The 19253-nt window shown below is 19.3% G+C and carries 19 protein-coding genes, 1 tRNA gene and 1 pseudogene; 10 read left to right on the plus strand and 11 right to left on the minus strand.

What is annotated here, in order from left to right; all coding sequences use genetic code 11:
• Nucleotides 1–26 precede the first annotated feature (26 nt).
• From pheS to tyrS, 4 genes are all read left to right on the plus strand, one after another.
• Nucleotides 27–1022, plus strand: coding sequence for a phenylalanine--tRNA ligase subunit alpha (gene pheS, locus GJU00_RS00510; RefSeq protein WP_168893371.1), 996 nt, complete (start codon nucleotides 27–29; stop codon nucleotides 1020–1022).
• The gene (gene pheT / locus GJU00_RS00515) at nucleotides 1019–3505 is read left to right on the plus strand and encodes a phenylalanine--tRNA ligase subunit beta (RefSeq protein ID WP_168893372.1); all 2487 of its coding nucleotides are present in this window, start codon (nucleotides 1019–1021) and stop codon (nucleotides 3503–3505) included. The genes pheS and pheT overlap by 4 nt, the downstream gene beginning before the upstream one ends.
• A 91-nt stretch (nucleotides 3506–3596) precedes the next feature.
• Nucleotides 3597–4253, plus strand: coding sequence for a riboflavin synthase (locus tag GJU00_RS00520; protein WP_168893373.1), 657 nt, complete (start codon nucleotides 3597–3599; stop codon nucleotides 4251–4253).
• Nucleotides 4237–5520: a tyrosine--tRNA ligase gene (gene tyrS, locus GJU00_RS00525; protein ID WP_168893374.1), complete on the plus strand. Its 1284-nt coding sequence runs from the start codon at nucleotides 4237–4239 to the stop codon at nucleotides 5518–5520. The genes GJU00_RS00520 and tyrS overlap by 17 nt, the downstream gene beginning before the upstream one ends.
• Nucleotides 5521–5555: 35 nt before the next feature.
• Here the strand turns inward: tyrS and GJU00_RS00530 are convergent.
• A tRNA-Val gene (locus tag GJU00_RS00530) sits at nucleotides 5556–5628 on the minus strand.
• Nucleotides 5629–5664: 36 nt separating this feature from the next.
• On the minus strand, nucleotides 5665–7011 hold the full coding sequence (locus tag GJU00_RS00535) for an MATE family efflux transporter (RefSeq protein WP_168893375.1): 1347 nt from the start codon (nucleotides 7009–7011) through the stop codon (nucleotides 5665–5667).
• Nucleotides 7012–7128: 117 nt separating this feature from the next.
• Between GJU00_RS00535 and grxD the strand changes: the two genes are divergently transcribed.
• On the plus strand, nucleotides 7129–7443 hold the full coding sequence (gene grxD, locus GJU00_RS00540; RefSeq protein ID WP_168893376.1) for a Grx4 family monothiol glutaredoxin: 315 nt from the start codon (nucleotides 7129–7131) through the stop codon (nucleotides 7441–7443).
• 19 nt (nucleotides 7444–7462) lie between these two features.
• Here the strand turns inward: grxD and rnt are convergent, their stop codons facing one another.
• The gene (gene rnt, locus GJU00_RS00545; protein ID WP_168893377.1) at nucleotides 7463–8101 is read right to left on the minus strand and encodes a ribonuclease T; all 639 of its coding nucleotides are present in this window, start codon (nucleotides 8099–8101) and stop codon (nucleotides 7463–7465) included.
• 186 nt (nucleotides 8102–8287) lie between these two features.
• On the opposite strand from rnt, the gene minC reads away from it, so the two are divergent.
• From minC to minE, 3 genes are read left to right on the plus strand one after another with little or no spacing between them, the layout of a single operon-like run.
• Complete coding sequence (gene minC, locus GJU00_RS00550) at nucleotides 8288–9055, plus strand: septum site-determining protein MinC (protein WP_168893378.1); 768 nt, start codon at nucleotides 8288–8290, stop codon at nucleotides 9053–9055.
• A 34-nt stretch (nucleotides 9056–9089) separates the two neighbouring features.
• Nucleotides 9090–9899, plus strand: a complete 810-nt coding sequence (minD, locus tag GJU00_RS00555; RefSeq protein ID WP_168893379.1) for a septum site-determining protein MinD — start codon at nucleotides 9090–9092, stop codon at nucleotides 9897–9899.
• A gap of 1 nt (nucleotide 9900) precedes the next feature.
• Nucleotides 9901–10185 (plus strand): cell division topological specificity factor MinE, encoded by a 285-nt coding sequence (gene minE / locus GJU00_RS00560; protein ID WP_168893380.1) that lies wholly within the window; start codon nucleotides 9901–9903, stop codon nucleotides 10183–10185.
• Nucleotides 10186–10194: 9 nt separating this feature from the next.
• Here minE and tsaB read toward each other — a convergent pair whose 3' ends face one another.
• Nucleotides 10195–10875, minus strand: coding sequence for a tRNA (adenosine(37)-N6)-threonylcarbamoyltransferase complex dimerization subunit type 1 TsaB (gene tsaB / locus GJU00_RS00565; RefSeq protein ID WP_168893381.1), 681 nt, complete (start codon nucleotides 10873–10875; stop codon nucleotides 10195–10197).
• Nucleotides 10876–11117: 242 nt separating this feature from the next.
• On the opposite strand from tsaB, the gene hslV reads away from it, so the two are divergent.
• Nucleotides 11118–11645 (plus strand): ATP-dependent protease subunit HslV, encoded by a 528-nt coding sequence (hslV, locus tag GJU00_RS00570; protein WP_168893382.1) that lies wholly within the window; start codon nucleotides 11118–11120, stop codon nucleotides 11643–11645.
• Nucleotides 11646–11669: 24 nt separating this feature from the next.
• Nucleotides 11670–12989: an ATP-dependent protease ATPase subunit HslU gene (gene hslU, locus GJU00_RS00575; protein ID WP_168893383.1), complete on the plus strand. Its 1320-nt coding sequence runs from the start codon at nucleotides 11670–11672 to the stop codon at nucleotides 12987–12989.
• A 57-nt stretch (nucleotides 12990–13046) separates the two neighbouring features.
• Here hslU and hisIE read toward each other — a convergent pair whose 3' ends face one another.
• From hisIE to hisD, 7 genes and pseudogenes are all read right to left on the minus strand, one after another.
• Entirely contained in the window at nucleotides 13047–13655 is a 609-nt protein-coding gene (gene hisIE, locus GJU00_RS00580; protein WP_168893384.1) for a bifunctional phosphoribosyl-AMP cyclohydrolase/phosphoribosyl-ATP diphosphatase HisIE, read from the minus strand.
• Nucleotides 13649–14428, minus strand: coding sequence for an imidazole glycerol phosphate synthase subunit HisF (gene hisF / locus GJU00_RS00585; protein ID WP_168893385.1), 780 nt, complete (start codon nucleotides 14426–14428; stop codon nucleotides 13649–13651). Before hisF ends, hisIE begins: the two co-directional genes overlap by 7 nt.
• On the minus strand, nucleotides 14410–15150 hold the full coding sequence (locus GJU00_RS00590) for a 1-(5-phosphoribosyl)-5-[(5-phosphoribosylamino)methylideneamino] imidazole-4-carboxamide isomerase (RefSeq protein WP_168893386.1): 741 nt from the start codon (nucleotides 15148–15150) through the stop codon (nucleotides 14410–14412). Before GJU00_RS00590 ends, hisF begins: the two co-directional genes overlap by 19 nt.
• A gap of 8 nt (nucleotides 15151–15158) precedes the next feature.
• Complete coding sequence (gene hisH, locus GJU00_RS00595; protein ID WP_168893387.1) at nucleotides 15159–15749, minus strand: imidazole glycerol phosphate synthase subunit HisH; 591 nt, start codon at nucleotides 15747–15749, stop codon at nucleotides 15159–15161.
• Nucleotides 15746–16813, minus strand: a complete 1068-nt coding sequence (gene hisB, locus GJU00_RS00600; RefSeq protein WP_168893388.1) for a bifunctional histidinol-phosphatase/imidazoleglycerol-phosphate dehydratase HisB — start codon at nucleotides 16811–16813, stop codon at nucleotides 15746–15748. The genes hisH and hisB overlap by 4 nt, the downstream gene beginning before the upstream one ends.
• Before the next feature lie 28 nt (nucleotides 16814–16841).
• Nucleotides 16842–17969: a histidinol-phosphate transaminase gene (gene hisC, locus GJU00_RS02275; RefSeq protein WP_281351902.1), complete on the minus strand. Its 1128-nt coding sequence runs from the start codon at nucleotides 17967–17969 to the stop codon at nucleotides 16842–16844.
• Nucleotides 17964–19253, minus strand: a pseudogene (gene hisD / locus GJU00_RS02280) (histidinol dehydrogenase); the annotation flags it as partial. The pseudogene hisD and the gene hisC, both read right to left, overlap by 6 nt.

Here is a 19253-nt window from a genome sequence, read left to right on the forward strand (position 1 = left end):
TATATTATATTAATGAGCATATTTATATGTTATTTGATAATATAGTTGTTATTGCAAAAAAAGAAATTTATGCAGTAAAAAATATTAATGATTTAAATAAATTAAAAATTAAATATTTAGGTAAAAAAGGATATATTACAGTACAATTTTTATCAATAAAAAATTTAAATAAAAAAGAAAAAATTAAAAAAAGTATTATATTTAACAAACAAAAAAAACAAATACAAACAATAATAATAAATCGTAAAAAAGAAATAGAATTAGAAAAAAATGATAAAAAATTTTTAAATCAAAAAATTGATATTACATTACCAGGAAAATATATTAAAATTGGTTCTGAACATCCTATAAAAAGTATAATTAATGAAATTGAAGACTTTTTTATAAATATTGGTTTTAAGATAGTGACAGGACCAGAAATAGAAGATGTTTATCATAATTTCGATGCATTAAACATTTCAAAAAATCATCCAATAAGAAAAGAACAAGATACATTCTGGTTAGATAAAAATATTTTATTACGTACTCAAACTTCTAATATACAAATTAGGACAATGAAAAAAGAAAAACCTCCTATACGTATATTAACTTCTGGTAAAGTATATCGTAATGATTACGATAGTAATCATACACCTATGTTTCATCAAATAGAAGGATTATTTATTGATAAAAAGGTAACTTTTACTAATCTTAAAGGGACTTTAAGCTTATTTCTAAATTTTTTTTTTAATAAAAAATATAAAATACGTTTTCGACCTTCTTATTTTCCTTTTACAGAACCTTCTTTAGAAGTAGATATTTTAAATAAAAATAAACAATGGATAGAAGTTTTAGGAGCAGGAATGGTACATCCTAATGTATTAAAAAATATTAAAATAAATTTTTCTAAATATTATGGATTTGCATTTGGTTTAGGAATAGAACGATTAGCTATGTTACGTTATAATATTAATGATATTCGTTTATTTTATGAAAACGATATACGTTTTCTTAAACAATTTAAATTTAATAATTTTATATGATAAAATTTAGTGAATCATGGTTAAATGAATGGTTAAATTATGATAAAGACATTGATTATTTATCAGAAAAAATAACAATGTTAGGATTTGAAGTAGAAAAAATTGAATATTTAAAAAAAAATATAAATTTTAATAATATTTATGTAGGAGAAATAGTTGAATGCTATTTATATAAAACAGATCCTAAAATTTATAAATTAAAAATTTTAGTTAATAATGGGAAAATATTAAAGATATTTTCTAATATAAATAATCTTAAAAATAAAACTAAAATTATTTTAGCAACTAAAAATTCATCTTTATATAAAAAATATATTAATACCCTAGAGTATTCTTTTTTATTAAAATCAGAAGGTTTATTATGTTCTAACAAAATTTTTAATTTATATGAAAATAATTTTTTTAAAAAAAATATTATTAAATTACCTAATAATAGTCTTAATGGAGAAGATGCAAATAAGTATTTGTATATAACTGATAATATTTTACATATTAATATACCGACTAATAGACCAGATTGTTTAAGTATATTAGGATTTACAAGAGACTTATCTGTTTTAAAAAAAAATTTTTCTTTTAAAAAACCATATATTAATAATTTAGGTAAAAAATCAAAAATATATAAAATTAATATTAATTTTAATAAAAATATCGATGATATATTATATCAATATAACTATTGTATAATTAAAAATATTAATTTAAACAAAGAAATCCCATTTTATATTAAAAATAAATTATTACAATCTGGAATTAATATTATATCAGAAAATCCATTATTAAATATTTATAATTACATAATTTTAGAATTAGGATATCCAATTCAATTTTATGATTTTAATAAAATTCAAGGAAATATTTATATAGAAAGTAACAAACAAAATAAAAATAATTTTTTAAATTTTGAAAATCAAAAAATAAATTTAATAAATGATAATTATCTATTATTAATAAAAGATAATCATAAAATAATTTCTATACCAGGAATAATACAAAATAAAGAAGTAATTGTTAACTTAAAAACAAAAGATATTTTTATAGAATGTTTATTTATAAAAAAAGAATATTTTGATTTTTTACTTAATAAAAATTCTTATTTTAATAATAAAAATAATATTTATTATAGATTTCTAGATCCATATCTTCAACAAGAAGTTATAATAAGAACAGTAAATTTAATTTTAAAAATATTTGGTGGAAATAGAAGTAAAATTCATACAATAAATATTAACAATATTAATTATATAAAAAAAAAAATTAAATTATCATTTCAACATATATATAAAATTTTAGGTTTTAATATCTTAAAAAAAGATATAATTGATATTTTAAATAAATTAGGTTTTTTAATAATAAAAAAAACAGTTAATAACTGTTTAATTAAAATACCTAGTTGGCGCAATGATATAAAAATTGAAGAAGATTTAATAGAAGAAATTATACGTGTATATGGATATAATAAAATTCCTAACAAAATAAAAATATATTTAATTAAAAAAAATATTTTAAATAAAAAAAATGTAAAATTAAAATATACCAATATTAATTTTAAAAAGATTAAAAATATTTTAATTAATAAAGGATATCATGAAGTAATTAATTACAGTTTTATTGATCCTAAAATACAATCAATATTATATCCTAATATAAAACATATAAAAATTAATAATCCTCTTACAACTGAAACATCAGTTATGCGTAATTCTTTATCATATGGACTGATAAATAATATTATTTATAATCAAAATAGACAACAAAAAAATTTACGTTTTTTTGAATATGGATTATGTTTTTTAAAAAATTTAAATGAAAAAATCGGCATTTCTCAAAAATTAATGTTATCTGGAATAACAAATGGAAATTTATATTCCAATTATTGGAGTGAAAAAAAAAAATTAATCAATTTTTATGATATTAAAGGTGATATAGAACATATTTTTAACTTTTTTAATAAATCTAATATCATAGAATTTCGTCCACAGTATGACATCAAAATATTACATCCATATATAAGTTCATCAATATATTTTAATAATATATATATTGGTTATTTAGGAATGTTACATCCTAAATTAATTAATTTTTTTAATATAAAATATGATACTTTTTTATTTGAAATTTTTTTTAATAAAATTATTATTAATAATAATTTCAATTTTAAAAAAATTATTAATCTTCCAATAAATAAAAGAGATATATCTTTTTCTATAAAAAAAAATATATATTTTATAGAAATTTTATCTTTTTTAAAAAAACTGAAATTAAAAGAAATAATAAAAATAGATTTAATTGATATATACCAAGGGAATAATATTCCTAGAGGATACAAAAATATTACTTTAAGTTTATTTATACAAAATAAAGATCATACATTAAAAGAACAAGAAATTAACAACATCTTAAATAAATGTATTTTAGAATTAAAAAATAAATTTCAAATTTTATTAAGAGATAAAATTTATATATATAATAAAAATTTTTAATTTATATATAAATTAATTTTATTAATCAAAGTTTTTTTATTATAAATAATATATATTACTATTATAATAAATAAATTTTCTTTATAAAAATATGTTTACAGGTATCATTCAATCTATAGGTATAATTCAAAATATTATTTTTAAAAACAATTTGTATTTTCTATATATAAAAACAAATAAAAATTTTATAAAAAATTTAAAAATAGGAGAATCTATTTCTAATAATGGATGTTGTTTAACAATTATTAAATTATATAATAATATAATGATTTTTAATATAATTAAACAAACATTTAATAATACAACTTTTAAAAAAGTAAAAATTGGAGATCATGTAAATCTTGAAAAACCTATAAAAATTAATAATTTTATAGGAGGACATATAGTTTCTGGACATATTACTAGTATAGCTATTATTACTAATATTAAAAACTATACTTCTTTTAAAATTTTATGGATAAAACTGAAGAATAGTTTACATATGAAATATATTTTAAAAAAAGGATCTGTTTGTATAGATGGTGTAAGTTTAACAATAGATAAAAAATTAAAAAATAAATTTAGTGTAAATATAATACCAAAAACATTATCTAAAACTACATTATCTACAAAAAATATTTATAATTATGTAAATATTGAAACTGATATACATACTAGAATTATTATGAAAACTGTAGAAAGATTATTTAATAATATAAAATATTTAAAAAAAAATAATAAAAGGAATATGAATGTTAAAAAAAAATAAAATAAATATTATAGAAAAGTTAGAAAATCGTAATATTTTATATCAAGTAACTAATAAAATTATTTTATCTAAAATTTTAAATGAAACAAAGATTAATCTTTATTGTGGTTTTGATTTAACTGCAGATAGTTTACATATAGGTCATTTAATACAATTAATTGTACTTAAATATTTTCAAGAATTAGGACATAAACCAATAATTTTATTAGGAGGTGCTACAAGTTTAATTGGAGATCCTAGTTTTAAATTAAAAAAAAGAAAAATTAATCCAATAGATCATATAAATATGTGGTTTCGGAAAATTAGTTCCCAATTAAATAATTTTTTAGATTTTAATTGCGGTAAAAATAGCGCAATTATAATTAATAATTATAAATGGTTTCATAAAATGAATATTTTATTCTTTTTAGAAAAGATCGCAAAATATTTTAGTGTAAACCATATGATAAATAAAGATGCTATAAAAAAGAGAATGATGAGTAATGATATTGAAGGAATTTCTTTTACTGAATTTTCTTATAATTTATTACAATCATATGATTTTGCTTACTTAAATCAAAATTTTAATGTTATACTCCAAATTGGAGGTTCAGATCAATGGGGACATATTGTATCAGGAATAGATTTAATCAAAAAAATAAATAAAAAAAAAGTTTTTGGATTAACTACTAATTTAATTATTAAAAATGATGGAACAAAATTTGGAAAAACTGAAAAAAAAACTATTTGGTTAGATTCTCAAAAAACTAACCCATATAAATTTTTTCAATTTTGGTTAAATATACCAGATTCTATTGTATTTAATTTCTTAAATATGTTTACTAATTATGAATCAGAAATTATTAATATTTTTAATAAAAAAAAAAACAATATTAAAAAAAATAGTCCTCAATATCTTCTTGCAGAATATATGACTAAAATAGTACATGGAGAAAATAATTTAATTATATCAAAAAAAATAACTAATTTACTTTTTTATAAAAATATAAATAATTTTTCAGAAAATGATTTTTTAATATTACTTAAAAATATTAAAAATATTTGTTTAGAAAATAAAAATATTGATTTAATATCAATATTAATTTTAAGTAAATTTGCGTCTTCTAAAAATAAAGCATCTATTTTAATTCAATCAAAATCTATATATATCAATAATGAAAATATATCTCATGTTACATTTTTATTTACAAAATATCACAAAAAATTTAATCATTTTTCTCTTTTACGTAAAGGTAAAAAAAATTTTTGTTTAATTTATTGGAAATAAGAAAAAATTTTATGTTTTTAATTATAAAATCTCTATGCGTTCTAGAGGATTTGAACCTCTGACTTTCACCATGTCATAGTGACACTCTAACCACTGAGTTAAGAACGCATATAAAGATTAAAGCTTATTATATATCATCTATATTTAATAATCAATTTTTTGTATTTTTAAAATACGTAATATAATTAATATTACTGCAATAATCAAACCAATAATAAATCCAATCCAAAAACCAGAAGGACCCATATGATGGGTAATTAAATTAGTAATAGATAAAATATAACCAATAGGTAAACTAATAATCCAATAAGATATAAATGTAATTAAAAAAATAAATTCAGTATCTTTATATCCTTTTAAAATACCTGAACCAATTACTTGAATAGAATCTAAAAATTGATAAATAGATACTAATAATATTAAATTTGATGATAAATGTATAATATTTTTATTACTATTATATAGTGAAGCAATTTTATTTTTAAAAAAAAAACTTAATAAAATAATAATAATAGATATTATTATACCTATAATTTGTGAAATCCAACTAATAGTTTTTGCACTATCTTTATTACCTAAACCTAAATAAAATCCTACTAATATAGTAGTTGCAATACTTAAAGATAAAGGAATAATAAAAACTAAAGAACTAAAATTTAAAGCTATTTGATGACTAATAATATCATCTATCCCCATTTTAGATGATATTAATAAAGATACAATACTAAATAATGTAATTTCAAAAAAAATAGATAATCCAATAGGTAAGCCTAATTTAAATATTTTTTTTAAAATTTTAAAATTAGGTTTATTAAATAAACTAAAACATCTTATTTTTTTAAAATAAGTAGATTTAAACATCCATATTATGGTTATAAAAAATAATATCCAATATATTAATACTATAGATATACTACACCCTAAAATACCTAATGGAGGTATATAAAAGAAACCATAAATAAAAATATAATTAACTGGTATATATATAATTACTCCAATCCAACTAATAATCATATCAGGTATAATTAATTTTAATGATACACATAAACAACGTAATATTTGTAAAAATAAATATCCCGGAATACTCCAAATAATTATATTTAAAAATCTTTTTATTTTAAAAATAAATAATATATTATGAAATAATAAAAATATTAAAAAATTTATTTTATATAAAATAAACATCATTATACATGATAAAATTATTGCTAATAAATATGATTGTTTAATATAATTTATTATTTTTTTTTGATTATTAGATATATATAATTTTGTAATAATAGGTATTAAAGATAAAAAGATACCATGTCCAAATAATATTATTGGTAACCAAATTGACGTTCCTATTGATAATATGGCAATATCAGTTTTATCAAAAGAATTAGACATGATAAGATTTATCATACTTATTAAAAGATAAGCTATTTGTGTTAAAATTATTGGTATAGCAATATTCAATAATTTTTTTATTTCAATTAAATATTTTTGCACATATCTCCTCTTTTAGATGTTAATATTTATTAAAAAAATTTTACTTTTAAAAAAATTTAAATTATTATATATAATTATTTTAATTTTTTTATTATTATAAATAAAGTAGAAAATTTTATGCAAATTTTTGATAAAATTAAAAAACAAATTAATAATAATCATATAATTTTATATATGAAAGGAGATCCTGAAAATCCTCAATGTGGTTTTTCTGATAGAGCTGTTAAAATTATTTTATTTTATAAAATTAAATTTACTTATATTGATGTTTTAAAAAATCCTGATATTAGAAAATATTTACCAAAATATGCTAATTGGCCAACATTTCCTCAACTATGGATTAATAATAAATTAATAGGAGGTTATGATATTTTATATACATTACATAATAATGGTAAATTAAAAAATATTTTAAATTTTGAAAAAGATTAGTTTATATATTTAATTCAAATTAGGAACGAATAGGAGGCCATCCACCTTTTTTTTTCCATTTATTAACTAATTTACAAAATAATTCAGCAGTACGATTTGTATCATATAAAGCTGAATGTGCTTGAGTACTATCAAAAGATATATTTAGTGCAAGACAGGATTTAGCTAAAACAGTTTGACCTAAAATTAAGCCACACATTGAAGCTGTGTCAAATATTACAAAAGAATGAAATGGATTATATTTTTCCATTTTTGTTCTTTTAATAGATTCCATAATAAAACTATGATCAAAACTAGCATTATGTGCTACTATAACTGCTTTTTTACATTTATTTATTTTTATATCTTGAGAAATTTTTTTAAAAATAATTTTTAAAGCTTCTTTTTCAGTTATAGCACCTCTTAAAGAGGTGTTAATATTAATACCATTGAATGCTAATGCTTCTGGAGAAATATTAGAACCCTTAAATGGTAAAATATGAAAATGTAATGTTTTATTTTTCTTTAACCAACCATTATGCATTTTTAATGTTATTAGACTTATTTCTAATATAGCATTATATTTAGAATTAAATCCTGAAGTTTCTATATCAATTACAACAGGATAAAATCCTCTAAATCTATAAGATAAAAGGTCTAATTTTGATAAATTATTCATTTTTATTCTTTAAAATTTTATTTAAAAATATTTCATATTAATATTATATACATAAATAAGTTATACTTTTATAAAAAAAAATACAAGTATAAAATATTTTATATATATTCATATTTTAAAAGATATTAATATTTTTAATAAAATTATTTTAAATAAAAATAATTTTAGTGAATTAAAGGCGATAAAATGTTAAAAAAAATAATTAAATTTAAAAAAAATAATTTTTCATTTTATGTAATTTATTTATATAATAATGAACCTGAACTTATATTTAATGAAATTAAAAAAAAAATAAATCATTCTCCTATATTTTTTAAAAAAATATCAGTTATTATTAATATTTATCATATAAAAAATGAAATAAATTGGGAAAAAGTTTATAATGCTATTATTGCTACAGGAATTAATATTATAGGAGTAAGTGGGTGCAATAATAAAAATATAATTAAAAATATAAATAATACTGGTTTACCTATTTTATTTACAAATAATAAAGATAATAAAAAAATTAATAATATTGATATTAAAAATCAAAACCATATTACTAATAATAAAATACCAAAATCTATTATTAAAATAATAAAAGAAAAAAGATCATTATCATCAAATAAAAATATTACTTTTAATAAAAGTAAAATTATTTTAAATCCTATTAGATCTGGACAACAAATTTATGCTTATAATAGTGATTTAATTATTGTAAATAATGTTAGTACAGGAGCTGAATTAATAGCAGATGGTAATATTCATATTTATGGTTTTATGAGAGGGAAAGCTTTATCTGGAGCTAATGGAGATAAAAATTGTCAAATTTTTTGTAATCAATTATTTGCTGAAATGTTATCTATTGCTGGTGAATATTTACTTCAGGATCAAATTCCTGATAAATTTTTAGGAAAATCATCAAGAATATATTTAAAAAATAAAGTATTAACAATAAAATCATGTAATTAACTTTTATTTACATTTAATATTAAAGGAAATTCTAATGCGTATAATTGTTGTTACTTCAGGTAAAGGGGGAGTAGGTAAAACTACTTCGAGTGCTGCTATAGCTACAGGATTAGCTAAAAATGGTAAAAAAACAGCTGTTATTGATTTTGATATTGGATTACGTAATCTTGATTTAATCATGGGATGTGAAAGAAGAGTTGTTTATGATTTTATTAATGTTTTACAAGGAGAAGCAACATTAAATCAAGCACTAATAAAAGATAAACAAAATAAAAATTTATATATTTTACCTGCTTCACAAACAAAAAATAAAGATGCCTTAACTTATAAAGGAGTAGAAATAATTTTTAAAAATTTATATACTATGAATTTTGATTTTATAATTTGTGATTCACCAGCAGGAATTGAAACTGGAGCTTTAACTGCATTATATTTTGCAGATGAAGCTATTATTACTACTAATCCTGAAATTTCTTCTATTAGAGATTCCGATAGAATATTAGGTATTATTTCTTCACAATCAAAAAGAGCTAAATATAGTGAAGAACCTATAAAAGAATATTTATTATTAACACGTTATAATCCTATTAGAGTAGATTGTGGAGATATGTTAAGTATTGATGATATTGTGGAAATTTTAGGAATTAAAATAATAGGTGTTATTCCCGAAGATCCTTTAGTTTTAAGAGCATCAAATCAAGGTAAAAGTATAATTTTAAATAATAATTCTAATGCTTCACTAGCATATAATGATACTGTAAAACGTTTATTAGGAGAAAAAATTCCTTTACGCTTTATAAAAATTAAAAGAAAAAATTTTTTACAACGTTGGTTTTGGAGATAATATGAATTTTATTAATTTTTTTTTATCAAAAAAAAAAAAAACAGCTAATATTGCGAAAAAAAGATTACAAATTATTATATCAGAAGAATCAAAAACAGGATATATATATCCTTGTTACATAACACAATTAAAACAAGAAATATTAAAAGTAATTTCCAAATATGTTAAAATTAATCCAAATATGATTAATATAGAATTAGATGATAAAAAAAAAAATATATCAAAACTAGAACTAAATATTACATTACCTAAAACAAAAAAATATATTAAAAAAAATATTAAATAAAAGTTATTTTTAAAATATATTTTTAATATAATTAATTTTATAGTCTTTTTTTATTTTTTTTTTATTTAATAAAATATTATTAATAATATTAATAATTTCTTCTGAAAAAAAAATATTATTTTTAATAAAATATATTTTTAAATTTTTATTTAATATTTTTTTTATATCATATTCTAAATATTGATCAGTATTAGATATTAATGACCATATTCCTTTTAATAATAAAATTTTTTTTATAAAATTTGTATAATTTAATAAACATTCATTATTTTTTCCAAACCATAAACCTTTTTTATTTCTTTTATATAAAGAAAAATATAAAAATTCTTTATTGCATTTAATAATTGTTATTATATTTTTAATTCCTGTCATTCTCCAAGATTTTTCTGCTAAAATCATTAAATGTGATAATCCTATTTTAGGAATATTAAAAACGTAAGAAATACTTTCTATTGTTGCTATTCCTATTCTTATACTTGTAAAATTACCAGGTCCTAAATTATATCCTAATAAATTTATTTGAGATAATGACATATTTGTTTTTTTTAAAATATTATTAATTAAAAAAAGTATATATTTCATATGAGAACAAGGACAATATTTAATTTTTTTATAAATAATCCCACTTTTTTTTAAAATAATCGAACAATATTCTGTTGATGTATCAATAGTTAAAATATTTTTATACATGTGATTTTTATTTAATAATAAATTTATTGTTTAAAATTAAAATTATGTTATAATTTTATTGTTTTAATAAAATTCAACTATTATTTTAATAATTATAATATATTATTTTATAAAATAATATATCAAATATTTAAAATTAGAATAAATTTAATAATAACTATATTAAGATAGTTTGAATATAATATTATTCATGTATTGTTATGAGGTATTAAATAATAATAATTGAAGTGAGGAATAAACTCATGACAACAATAGTTTGTGTGAGAAAAAATGGTAATGTAGTTATCGGTGGTGATGGACAAGCAACTCTAGGTCATATTATAATGAAAGGGAATGTAAAAAAAATTCGTAAATTATATCATGATACAGTAATAGCAGGTTTTGCCGGTGGAACTGCAGATGCATTTACTCTTTTTGAACTATTTGAACAAAAATTAGAAGTATATCAAGGAAATTTAACCAAATCAGCGGTAGAATTAGCTAAAGATTGGAGAACAGACCGTATTTTACGTAAATTAGAAGCTTTACTAATAATTGCAGATAAAGTTACTTCTTTAATAATTACAGGTAGTGGAGACGTTATACAACCTGAAAATAATATAGTAACTATTGGTTCTGGAGGACCATATGCGCAAGCGTCAGCTCGTGCTTTATTTGAAAATACTGATTTAAATGCATATGAAATAGTAAAAAAATCTTTAAATATAGCAGGAGATATTTGTATTTATACTAATCATAATTTTACTATTGAAAAATTACAATGTAAATAAATAAGCATGAGGAAAATGCTAATTATGTCTGAAATGACCCCAAAAGAAATTGTTAAAGAATTAGATAAATTTATTATTGGACAAGAAAGTGCAAAAAAAGCTGTAGCTATAGCATTAAGAAATCGTTGGCGTCGTATGCAATTAAATGAAAATTTAAGACAAGAAGTAACACCTAAAAATATACTAATGATAGGTCCTACTGGTGTCGGAAAAACAGAAATTGCACGCAGATTAGCAAAACTAGCTAATGCACCTTTTATTAAAGTAGAAGCAACTAAATTTACTGAAATTGGTTATGTTGGTAAAGAAGTAGATTCTATTATTCGTGATTTAACTGATGTTGCTATAAAAATGATAAGGATACAAGCATTTAATAAAAATTGTAATAGAGCTAGAGAAATGGCAGAAGAAAGAATTTTAAATGTTTTAATTCCAAATAAAAATAATTGGAATCAAGATGATAGTATTGAATCTATTAGGAAAAAATTAAAAACTAAACTTAAAAATAGATTATTAGATAATCAAGAAATTGAAATAAATGTATCTAGTACCCCTATGGGTATAGAAATTATGGCACCTCCAGGAATGGAAGAAATGACTAGTCAATTACAATCATTATTTCAAAATTTAGGAGGTAATAAACAAAAAAAACGTAAATTAAAAATTAAAGATGCTTTTAAATTATTAATGGAAGAAGAAGCAGGTAAATTAATTAACAATGAAGATATTAAACAAAAAGCTATAGAAGCAGTAGAACAAAATGGTATTGTTTTTTTAGATGAAATAGATAAAATTTGTAGAAGAAGTAATAATGTATCTTCTGATATTTCTAGAGAAGGAGTTCAAAGAGATTTACTACCATTAGTAGAAGGATGTACAGTATCAACAAAACATGGGATGGTTAAAACAGATCATATTTTATTTATTGCATCAGGATCATTTCAAATATCTAAACCTTCTGATTTAATTCCTGAACTACAGGGAAGATTACCTATTAGAGTTGAATTAAAAGCATTAACTAGTAATGATTTTGAAAGAATTCTTACAGAACCTGATACATCTATAACAATACAATATAAAGCATTATTAGCAACTGAAAAAGTAAATATCTCTTTTACTAAAGATGGGATTAAAAGAATTGCAGAATCTGCTTGGAAAGTTAATGAAACTACAGAAAACATAGGAGCTAGAAGATTACATACTGTTCTCGAACATTTAATGTCCGATATTTCCTATAATGCTAATGAATATAATAATAAATCTATTATTATTGATAAAAATTATGTAAGTAAACATCTTGATACATTAATAATTAATGAAGATATTAGTAGATATATATTGTAGTATATTTTTTATAATAAAGAATTTTGTAATTCATAATTTTTAAAAAAATTTTTAAAATTAAGAATTTCTTTCTCTTAAAATTTTTATTATATCATATAAATTAATATTTTTTATTTTTAATAAAACTATTAAATGATAAATTAAGTCAGCTGTTTCTTGCATAGTTTCTTTTTTATTATTATCATTTGCAGCTATAATAGTTTCTATAGCTTCTTCTCCTACTTTTTGTGTAATTCTTTTTAGTCCACTTTTATATAAATTATAAGTATATGAAGATTCTATAGATTTTTTTTTTTTATTTAAAATATTTTCTAATAAATATAAAAAAGTAAAATCTGATATAGTTTTTTTAAAACAACTATATTCATTTAAATGACATGTTTTATTTACAGGTTTAACTAAAATAAGTAATGTATCTTTATCACAATCTGTTGTAATTTTTTTTACATATAAAAAATTACCTGTTGTTTCTCCTTTTGTCCATATTTTATTTTTAGTTCTAGAAAAAAACGTAACTTTTTTAGTTTCTAAAGTAATTTTAAGTGATTTTTGATTCATGTAAGCATGCATAAGTATTTGACCTGAAATTTTATGTTGAATAATAACAGGAATTAATCCATTTGTTTTAAGCCAATCTAAATTATTTAAATTATTTTGTATTAACATATTCTTACCTCAATATTTTTTTTATGTAAAAATTTTTTTAATGTATGAATATTAATAATATTCTTATGAAATACTGATGCAGCTAAAGCCCCATCAACATTTATTTTTTTATGGAAAACTTTATAAAAACTATTTAAAGAACCTGCTCCACCAGAAGCTATTAAGGGAATTTTACAAATTTTTCTTACTTTTTCTAATTGTTTTAAATCATATCCTGTACATAATCCATCTTGATTCATCATATTTAATACTATTTCTCCAGCACCTAATTTTTGTACCATTTTAATCCATTCAATTGTTTCCCATTTAGTTATTTGTATATTTTTTTGATTACCAGTGTATTTATATACATAATACTTTCCATTTATTTTGTTATACCAAGAATCTATTCCAACAACAATACATTGTTTTCCAAAATATTTAGATAATTTTGTAATTAAAGAAGGATTATTTAATGCAGGTGTATTTATAGATATTTTTTCAGCACCTAAATATAATATTTTTGCAGCATCTTCTATAGATTGTATCCCCCCTGCTACACAAATAGGTATACTAATTATTTTTGCAATTTGAGATATCCATTTTTTATTTACTAAACGTTTATCAATAGATGCTGTAATATCATAAAATACTAATTCATCAGCACCTTCTTGATCATATTTATGAGCTAATGATAAAATATCTCCTATAATTTTATGATTTTTAAATTTTTTCCCTTTAACTACTACATTTTTATAAACATCTAAACAAGGAATTATTCTTTTTGCCAACATAAATTAGCCTCTTGAATAGTAAATTTTTTTTCTAAAAAAGCTCTTCCTATAATTATATGTTTTACTCCAATATTTTTTAAATTAATAATATCTTGTAATGAAGAAATACCTCCTGATGCTTGAAAAAATATTTCTGGATATTTTTTTACAATTTCAGTATATAAATTTATATTTGGTCCTAAAAAAGTTCCGTCTCTGGAAATATCTGTACATAAAACATTTTTTAATCCTAGATATAAAAATTTTTCAATAATATCTTCAAAAATTATATTACTTTTATTTTTCCATCCATTAATAAATACTATTTTTTTATTATTTTTATTAATTTTAATATCTAATGCTAAAATTATAGAATAAGGATTATATAATTTAAACCATTTTTTAACATTTTCAAAATCTTGTATAATTGAAGATCCTAATATAATTTGAACTTTAGTTGTTAAACTAAAAATTAAATCTATATCTTTTTTAGATCTAATACCTCCTCCTAGTTGTATTAAAGGTAATTTATGTTTAAAAATATTTTTTAATAAAACTATTTGTTTTTTATCTGGATTTTTTGCTCCATCTAAATCTATAATATGGATTTTTTGAGCTCCTTGTTTAATATATTTTTGTATATAGAATAAAGGTTCATGTGAATATTTTCTTTTTAAATTAAATTTTCCTTGATGTAATCTAACTACCTGTCCTTTTATTAAATCAATTGCGGGAATAATCATATTTTATTTTATATATTTAAAAAATTTTTAATTAATTGAATACCATTAATTCCTGATCTTTCTGGATGAAATTGTACTCCAAAAAAATTTTTTTTTTGAATAGCAGAACTAAAAATTTTTTCATAATTAGTAGTAGCTATTGTATATTTATTAATATTAATATTATAACTATGTGAAAAATAAAAATAAGCATTTTGATTAATATTATGAAATAATGGCGATGATATTATATTATTTACTTTATTCCAGCCCATATGAGGAATAGGTGTATATTTATTATTCATTAATTTTACAGAATAATTTAAAATATTTAATGTAGAAATTCCACCATTTTCTTCACTATATTTTCCTAATATTTGCATACCTAAACATATTCCTAAAACATCTGTCTTACACTTTTGAAGTAATTTTATTAAATTATCACTTTTTAATTTTTTTATTATAGAATTAGCAGAACCTACACCTGGTAAAAAAATTTTTTCAGCATTTAAAATTAAATCTTTATTATTTGTAATTTCAGAATTAAATCCTATTTTTTTTATAGTAGATTTTAAAGAGTAAAAATTACCGCATGAGGTATCTATAATAACAATTTTCAAATTAAAACTCCTTTTGAACTAGGAATAGTATTATTAACTATTTTTATAGCTTGTTTTAAAGAACATCCAAATGCTTTAAATAAACTTTCTATTTTATGATGATCATTTTCTCCTGTAACCTTTAAATATATATTACATGCCATAGAATATGATAAAGAATAAAAAAAATGTTTGACCATTTCTGTACTTAAATCACCAACTTTTTTGTATTTAAATTTTACATAATATTGTAAATATGGTCTTCCTGATAAATCCAATGAACATTGAGCTAAAGAATCATCCATTGGTAATAAAAAACCAAATCTATTAATTCCTTTTTTATCACCAATAGCCTTCGTAAAAGCTTGTCCTAGTAATATTGCAATATCTTCTATTGTATGATGATCATCAATATATAGATCTCCTTTACTATAAATATTTAAAATAAATCCTCCATGTACTGCTATTTGTTCTAACATATGGTTTAAAAAATTAATTCCTGTACTAATATTACTTTTACCTTCTTTATTTAAAAATAGTTCAATATGTATTGAAGTTTCTTTGGTTTTCCTTTTTATTATAGCATATCTTTTTATTGGTGTTAAATCAGTTAATATATTTAACCAATTGTATGTTTTTTTATTATATAAAATACCATTAATTCCGATATTTTTAGCTAATTTAATATCAGTTAAACGATCTCCTATAACATAACTATTCTTTTTATCTAAATTATTATTTATATATGAACTTAATAATGTTATATTTGGTTTTCTACAAATACAATTATCATAAGAATGATGAGGACAAATAAAAATATTTTCAAATTTTATATTTTGAGATTTAAAAACATTAATCATAAAATTATGAGGAATATTAAAAGATTCATAAGGAAAATCTGTACTTCCTAAACCATCCTGGTTTGTAATTATAACAAATAAATATGAAAATTTTTTTAATTCTGATAATGCAATAATAACATATTTTTCAAAAAATAATTTATTGATATTATCAACTTGATGATTATTTTTAGGTTCAGATATTAAAGTTCCATCTCTATCTATAAAAAGTATTTTTTTTAGCATATAATAATTTCTTTTTTCTAAAATTTTATTAAGATAATTTTTGTAATTCAAAAAATAATTTTTTACATTCAAATATTGTTCCTATTGTAATTCTTAAACAATTATTTAAATTTTTTTGATTATTTTGATTTCTTACAATAATTTTTTTTTTATTTAATTTTTTAAATATAAAATCAGAATTATAAAATTTTACTAAAATAAAATTAGTTGAACTATTAAATATATATTTAACACAACGACAATTATTTAAATGTTTTATTAACCATTTTTTATTATTAATGATTGTTTTTACATTATTTTGCATAATAACTAAATTTTTTGAATTTAAAGCTTGTATTGCAATATCTATTGAAGGTCCAGATATTGGATATGGTGCAATAACTTTAAGTAAAATATTTATAATATATTCATTTGCTAAAATAAAACCACAACGTAATCCTGCTAATGCAAATGCTTTTGATAAAGTTCTTAGTATAATTAAATTATGATATTTATTTATAAAATAAGTTAAAGTTTGATTTATACAAAAGTCGATATATGCTTCATCAATAACAATAATTGATGTATTTTTTGTTAATTCTAATAATTCTATTATAATATTTTTATTTAAATAATTACCAGTAGGATTATTAGGATTACAAATATAAATAATTTTAACATTATTAAGATTATTTTTAATTTTATTTAAATTTAATTCCCAATTTTTATTACTATTAATAGTTATATATTTTACATCTAATATTTGAGCAGTAACACGATACATATCATATGTTGGGGGACAAAATAAAATTTTATCATTTTCTTGATTACAGAATGTACGCATCACTAAATCAATTCCCTCATCTGCTCCTCTTGTAACTAAAATATTTTTAATATTTAAATTTACATATTTACTATATAAAGTAATTAATTCTTTTGGTTGTGGTTCTGGATATTTATTAAATATTTTTTTATTTAAAGAAAAACAAGAAATTATAGGACATTCATTTGCATTTAATGCAATTAAATTATTATTATTATTATCTTTATACAATAATCTTGCAGATTTATATGGAATTAAATTAATAATATTTTTTTTAATTATTTTATTAATAGTATCTATTGTTTTATTTTTTTCTTGATTTAAATAATTTTTATTGATATATTTTTTTCTTATTGTAACAGAATGACTATGACCTAATAAATTTTCTTTTTTTGCCATAATTTCTACTGTACTAGAAATATTTAATAATCCTCTTTTAGTTAATTTTTGTACAGACATTCTTTTTTGAAAATCTGATATTCCTAAACATGAATATGTTGAGGCATAACCATAAGTAGGTAAAACATGATTAGTTCCTGAAGCATAATCTCCAACTGATTCTGGAGACCAATTACCTAAAAAAATTGATCCTGCATTCATAATTTTAGGTAAAATTTTATCATAATTATGACATTGAATAATAAGATGTTCAGGAGCATATTTATTTATTATATCTATACATTCTTCAATATTTTTTGTTATTATAATATAACTCTTTTTCAGAGACTTTTTTACTATATGTTTTTTAGGTAATTTTTCTAATTGTTTAGAAAGTTTTTCTCTAACTAATTTTGCTATTTTTTCTTCAATAGTAATTAAAAATACTTGTGAATCTATTCCATGTTCTGCTTGTGATAATAAATCAGCTATAATAAAATTATAATTTGCCGATTTATCAGCTAATATCATTAATTCTGATGGTCCTGCTGGCATATCTATAGAAATATTTTTATAATTTATATTTTGATTACTTACTTGCCTTTTAGCTTCTGTAACAAAAACATTCCCTGGCCCAAAAATTTTATTTACTCGATTAATAGATTCTGTTCCAAAAGCCATTGCTGCAATAGCATGAGCTCCTCCTACTTGGAAAATATTTTTTATATTGCATAAATATGCAGAAAATAAAATTTCATTAGATATTGGTGGAGGAGAACATAATATAATATTAGGACATAATGCTAATTTAGCTGGTATTCCTAACATTAAAACAGTAGAAAATAATGAAGATGTACCGCCAGGAATATATAATCCTATTCTAGATATAGGACGAAAAATTTGTTTACAAAATACTCCAGGTATAATTTCTATAATTTTATTTTTTAAAATTTGATATTTATGAAATTTATATATATTATCATAAGCATTTTTTATAGCATTTTTAACTTTTTTATCTACATAAATTTTTGAATTATATATTTTTTCTTTATCTATTTTTAAATTATTAATTTTAATTTTATCAAATAAAAAATTATATTTTTTTAATGCATTATCTCCTTTTTTTTTTACTTGATCTAAAATATCAGTTACATTATCTTTAATTTTTTTATCTATTAAAAATATAGGTCTAGACAATATCTTTTTTTTTTGTTCTTTATTATAATTATTCCAATAAATTAAATTATTTATAATTGTCAT

Source organism: Enterobacteriaceae endosymbiont of Donacia simplex (assembly GCF_012568645.1).
In the GTDB taxonomy this organism is placed as follows: domain Bacteria; phylum Pseudomonadota; class Gammaproteobacteria; order Enterobacterales; family Enterobacteriaceae.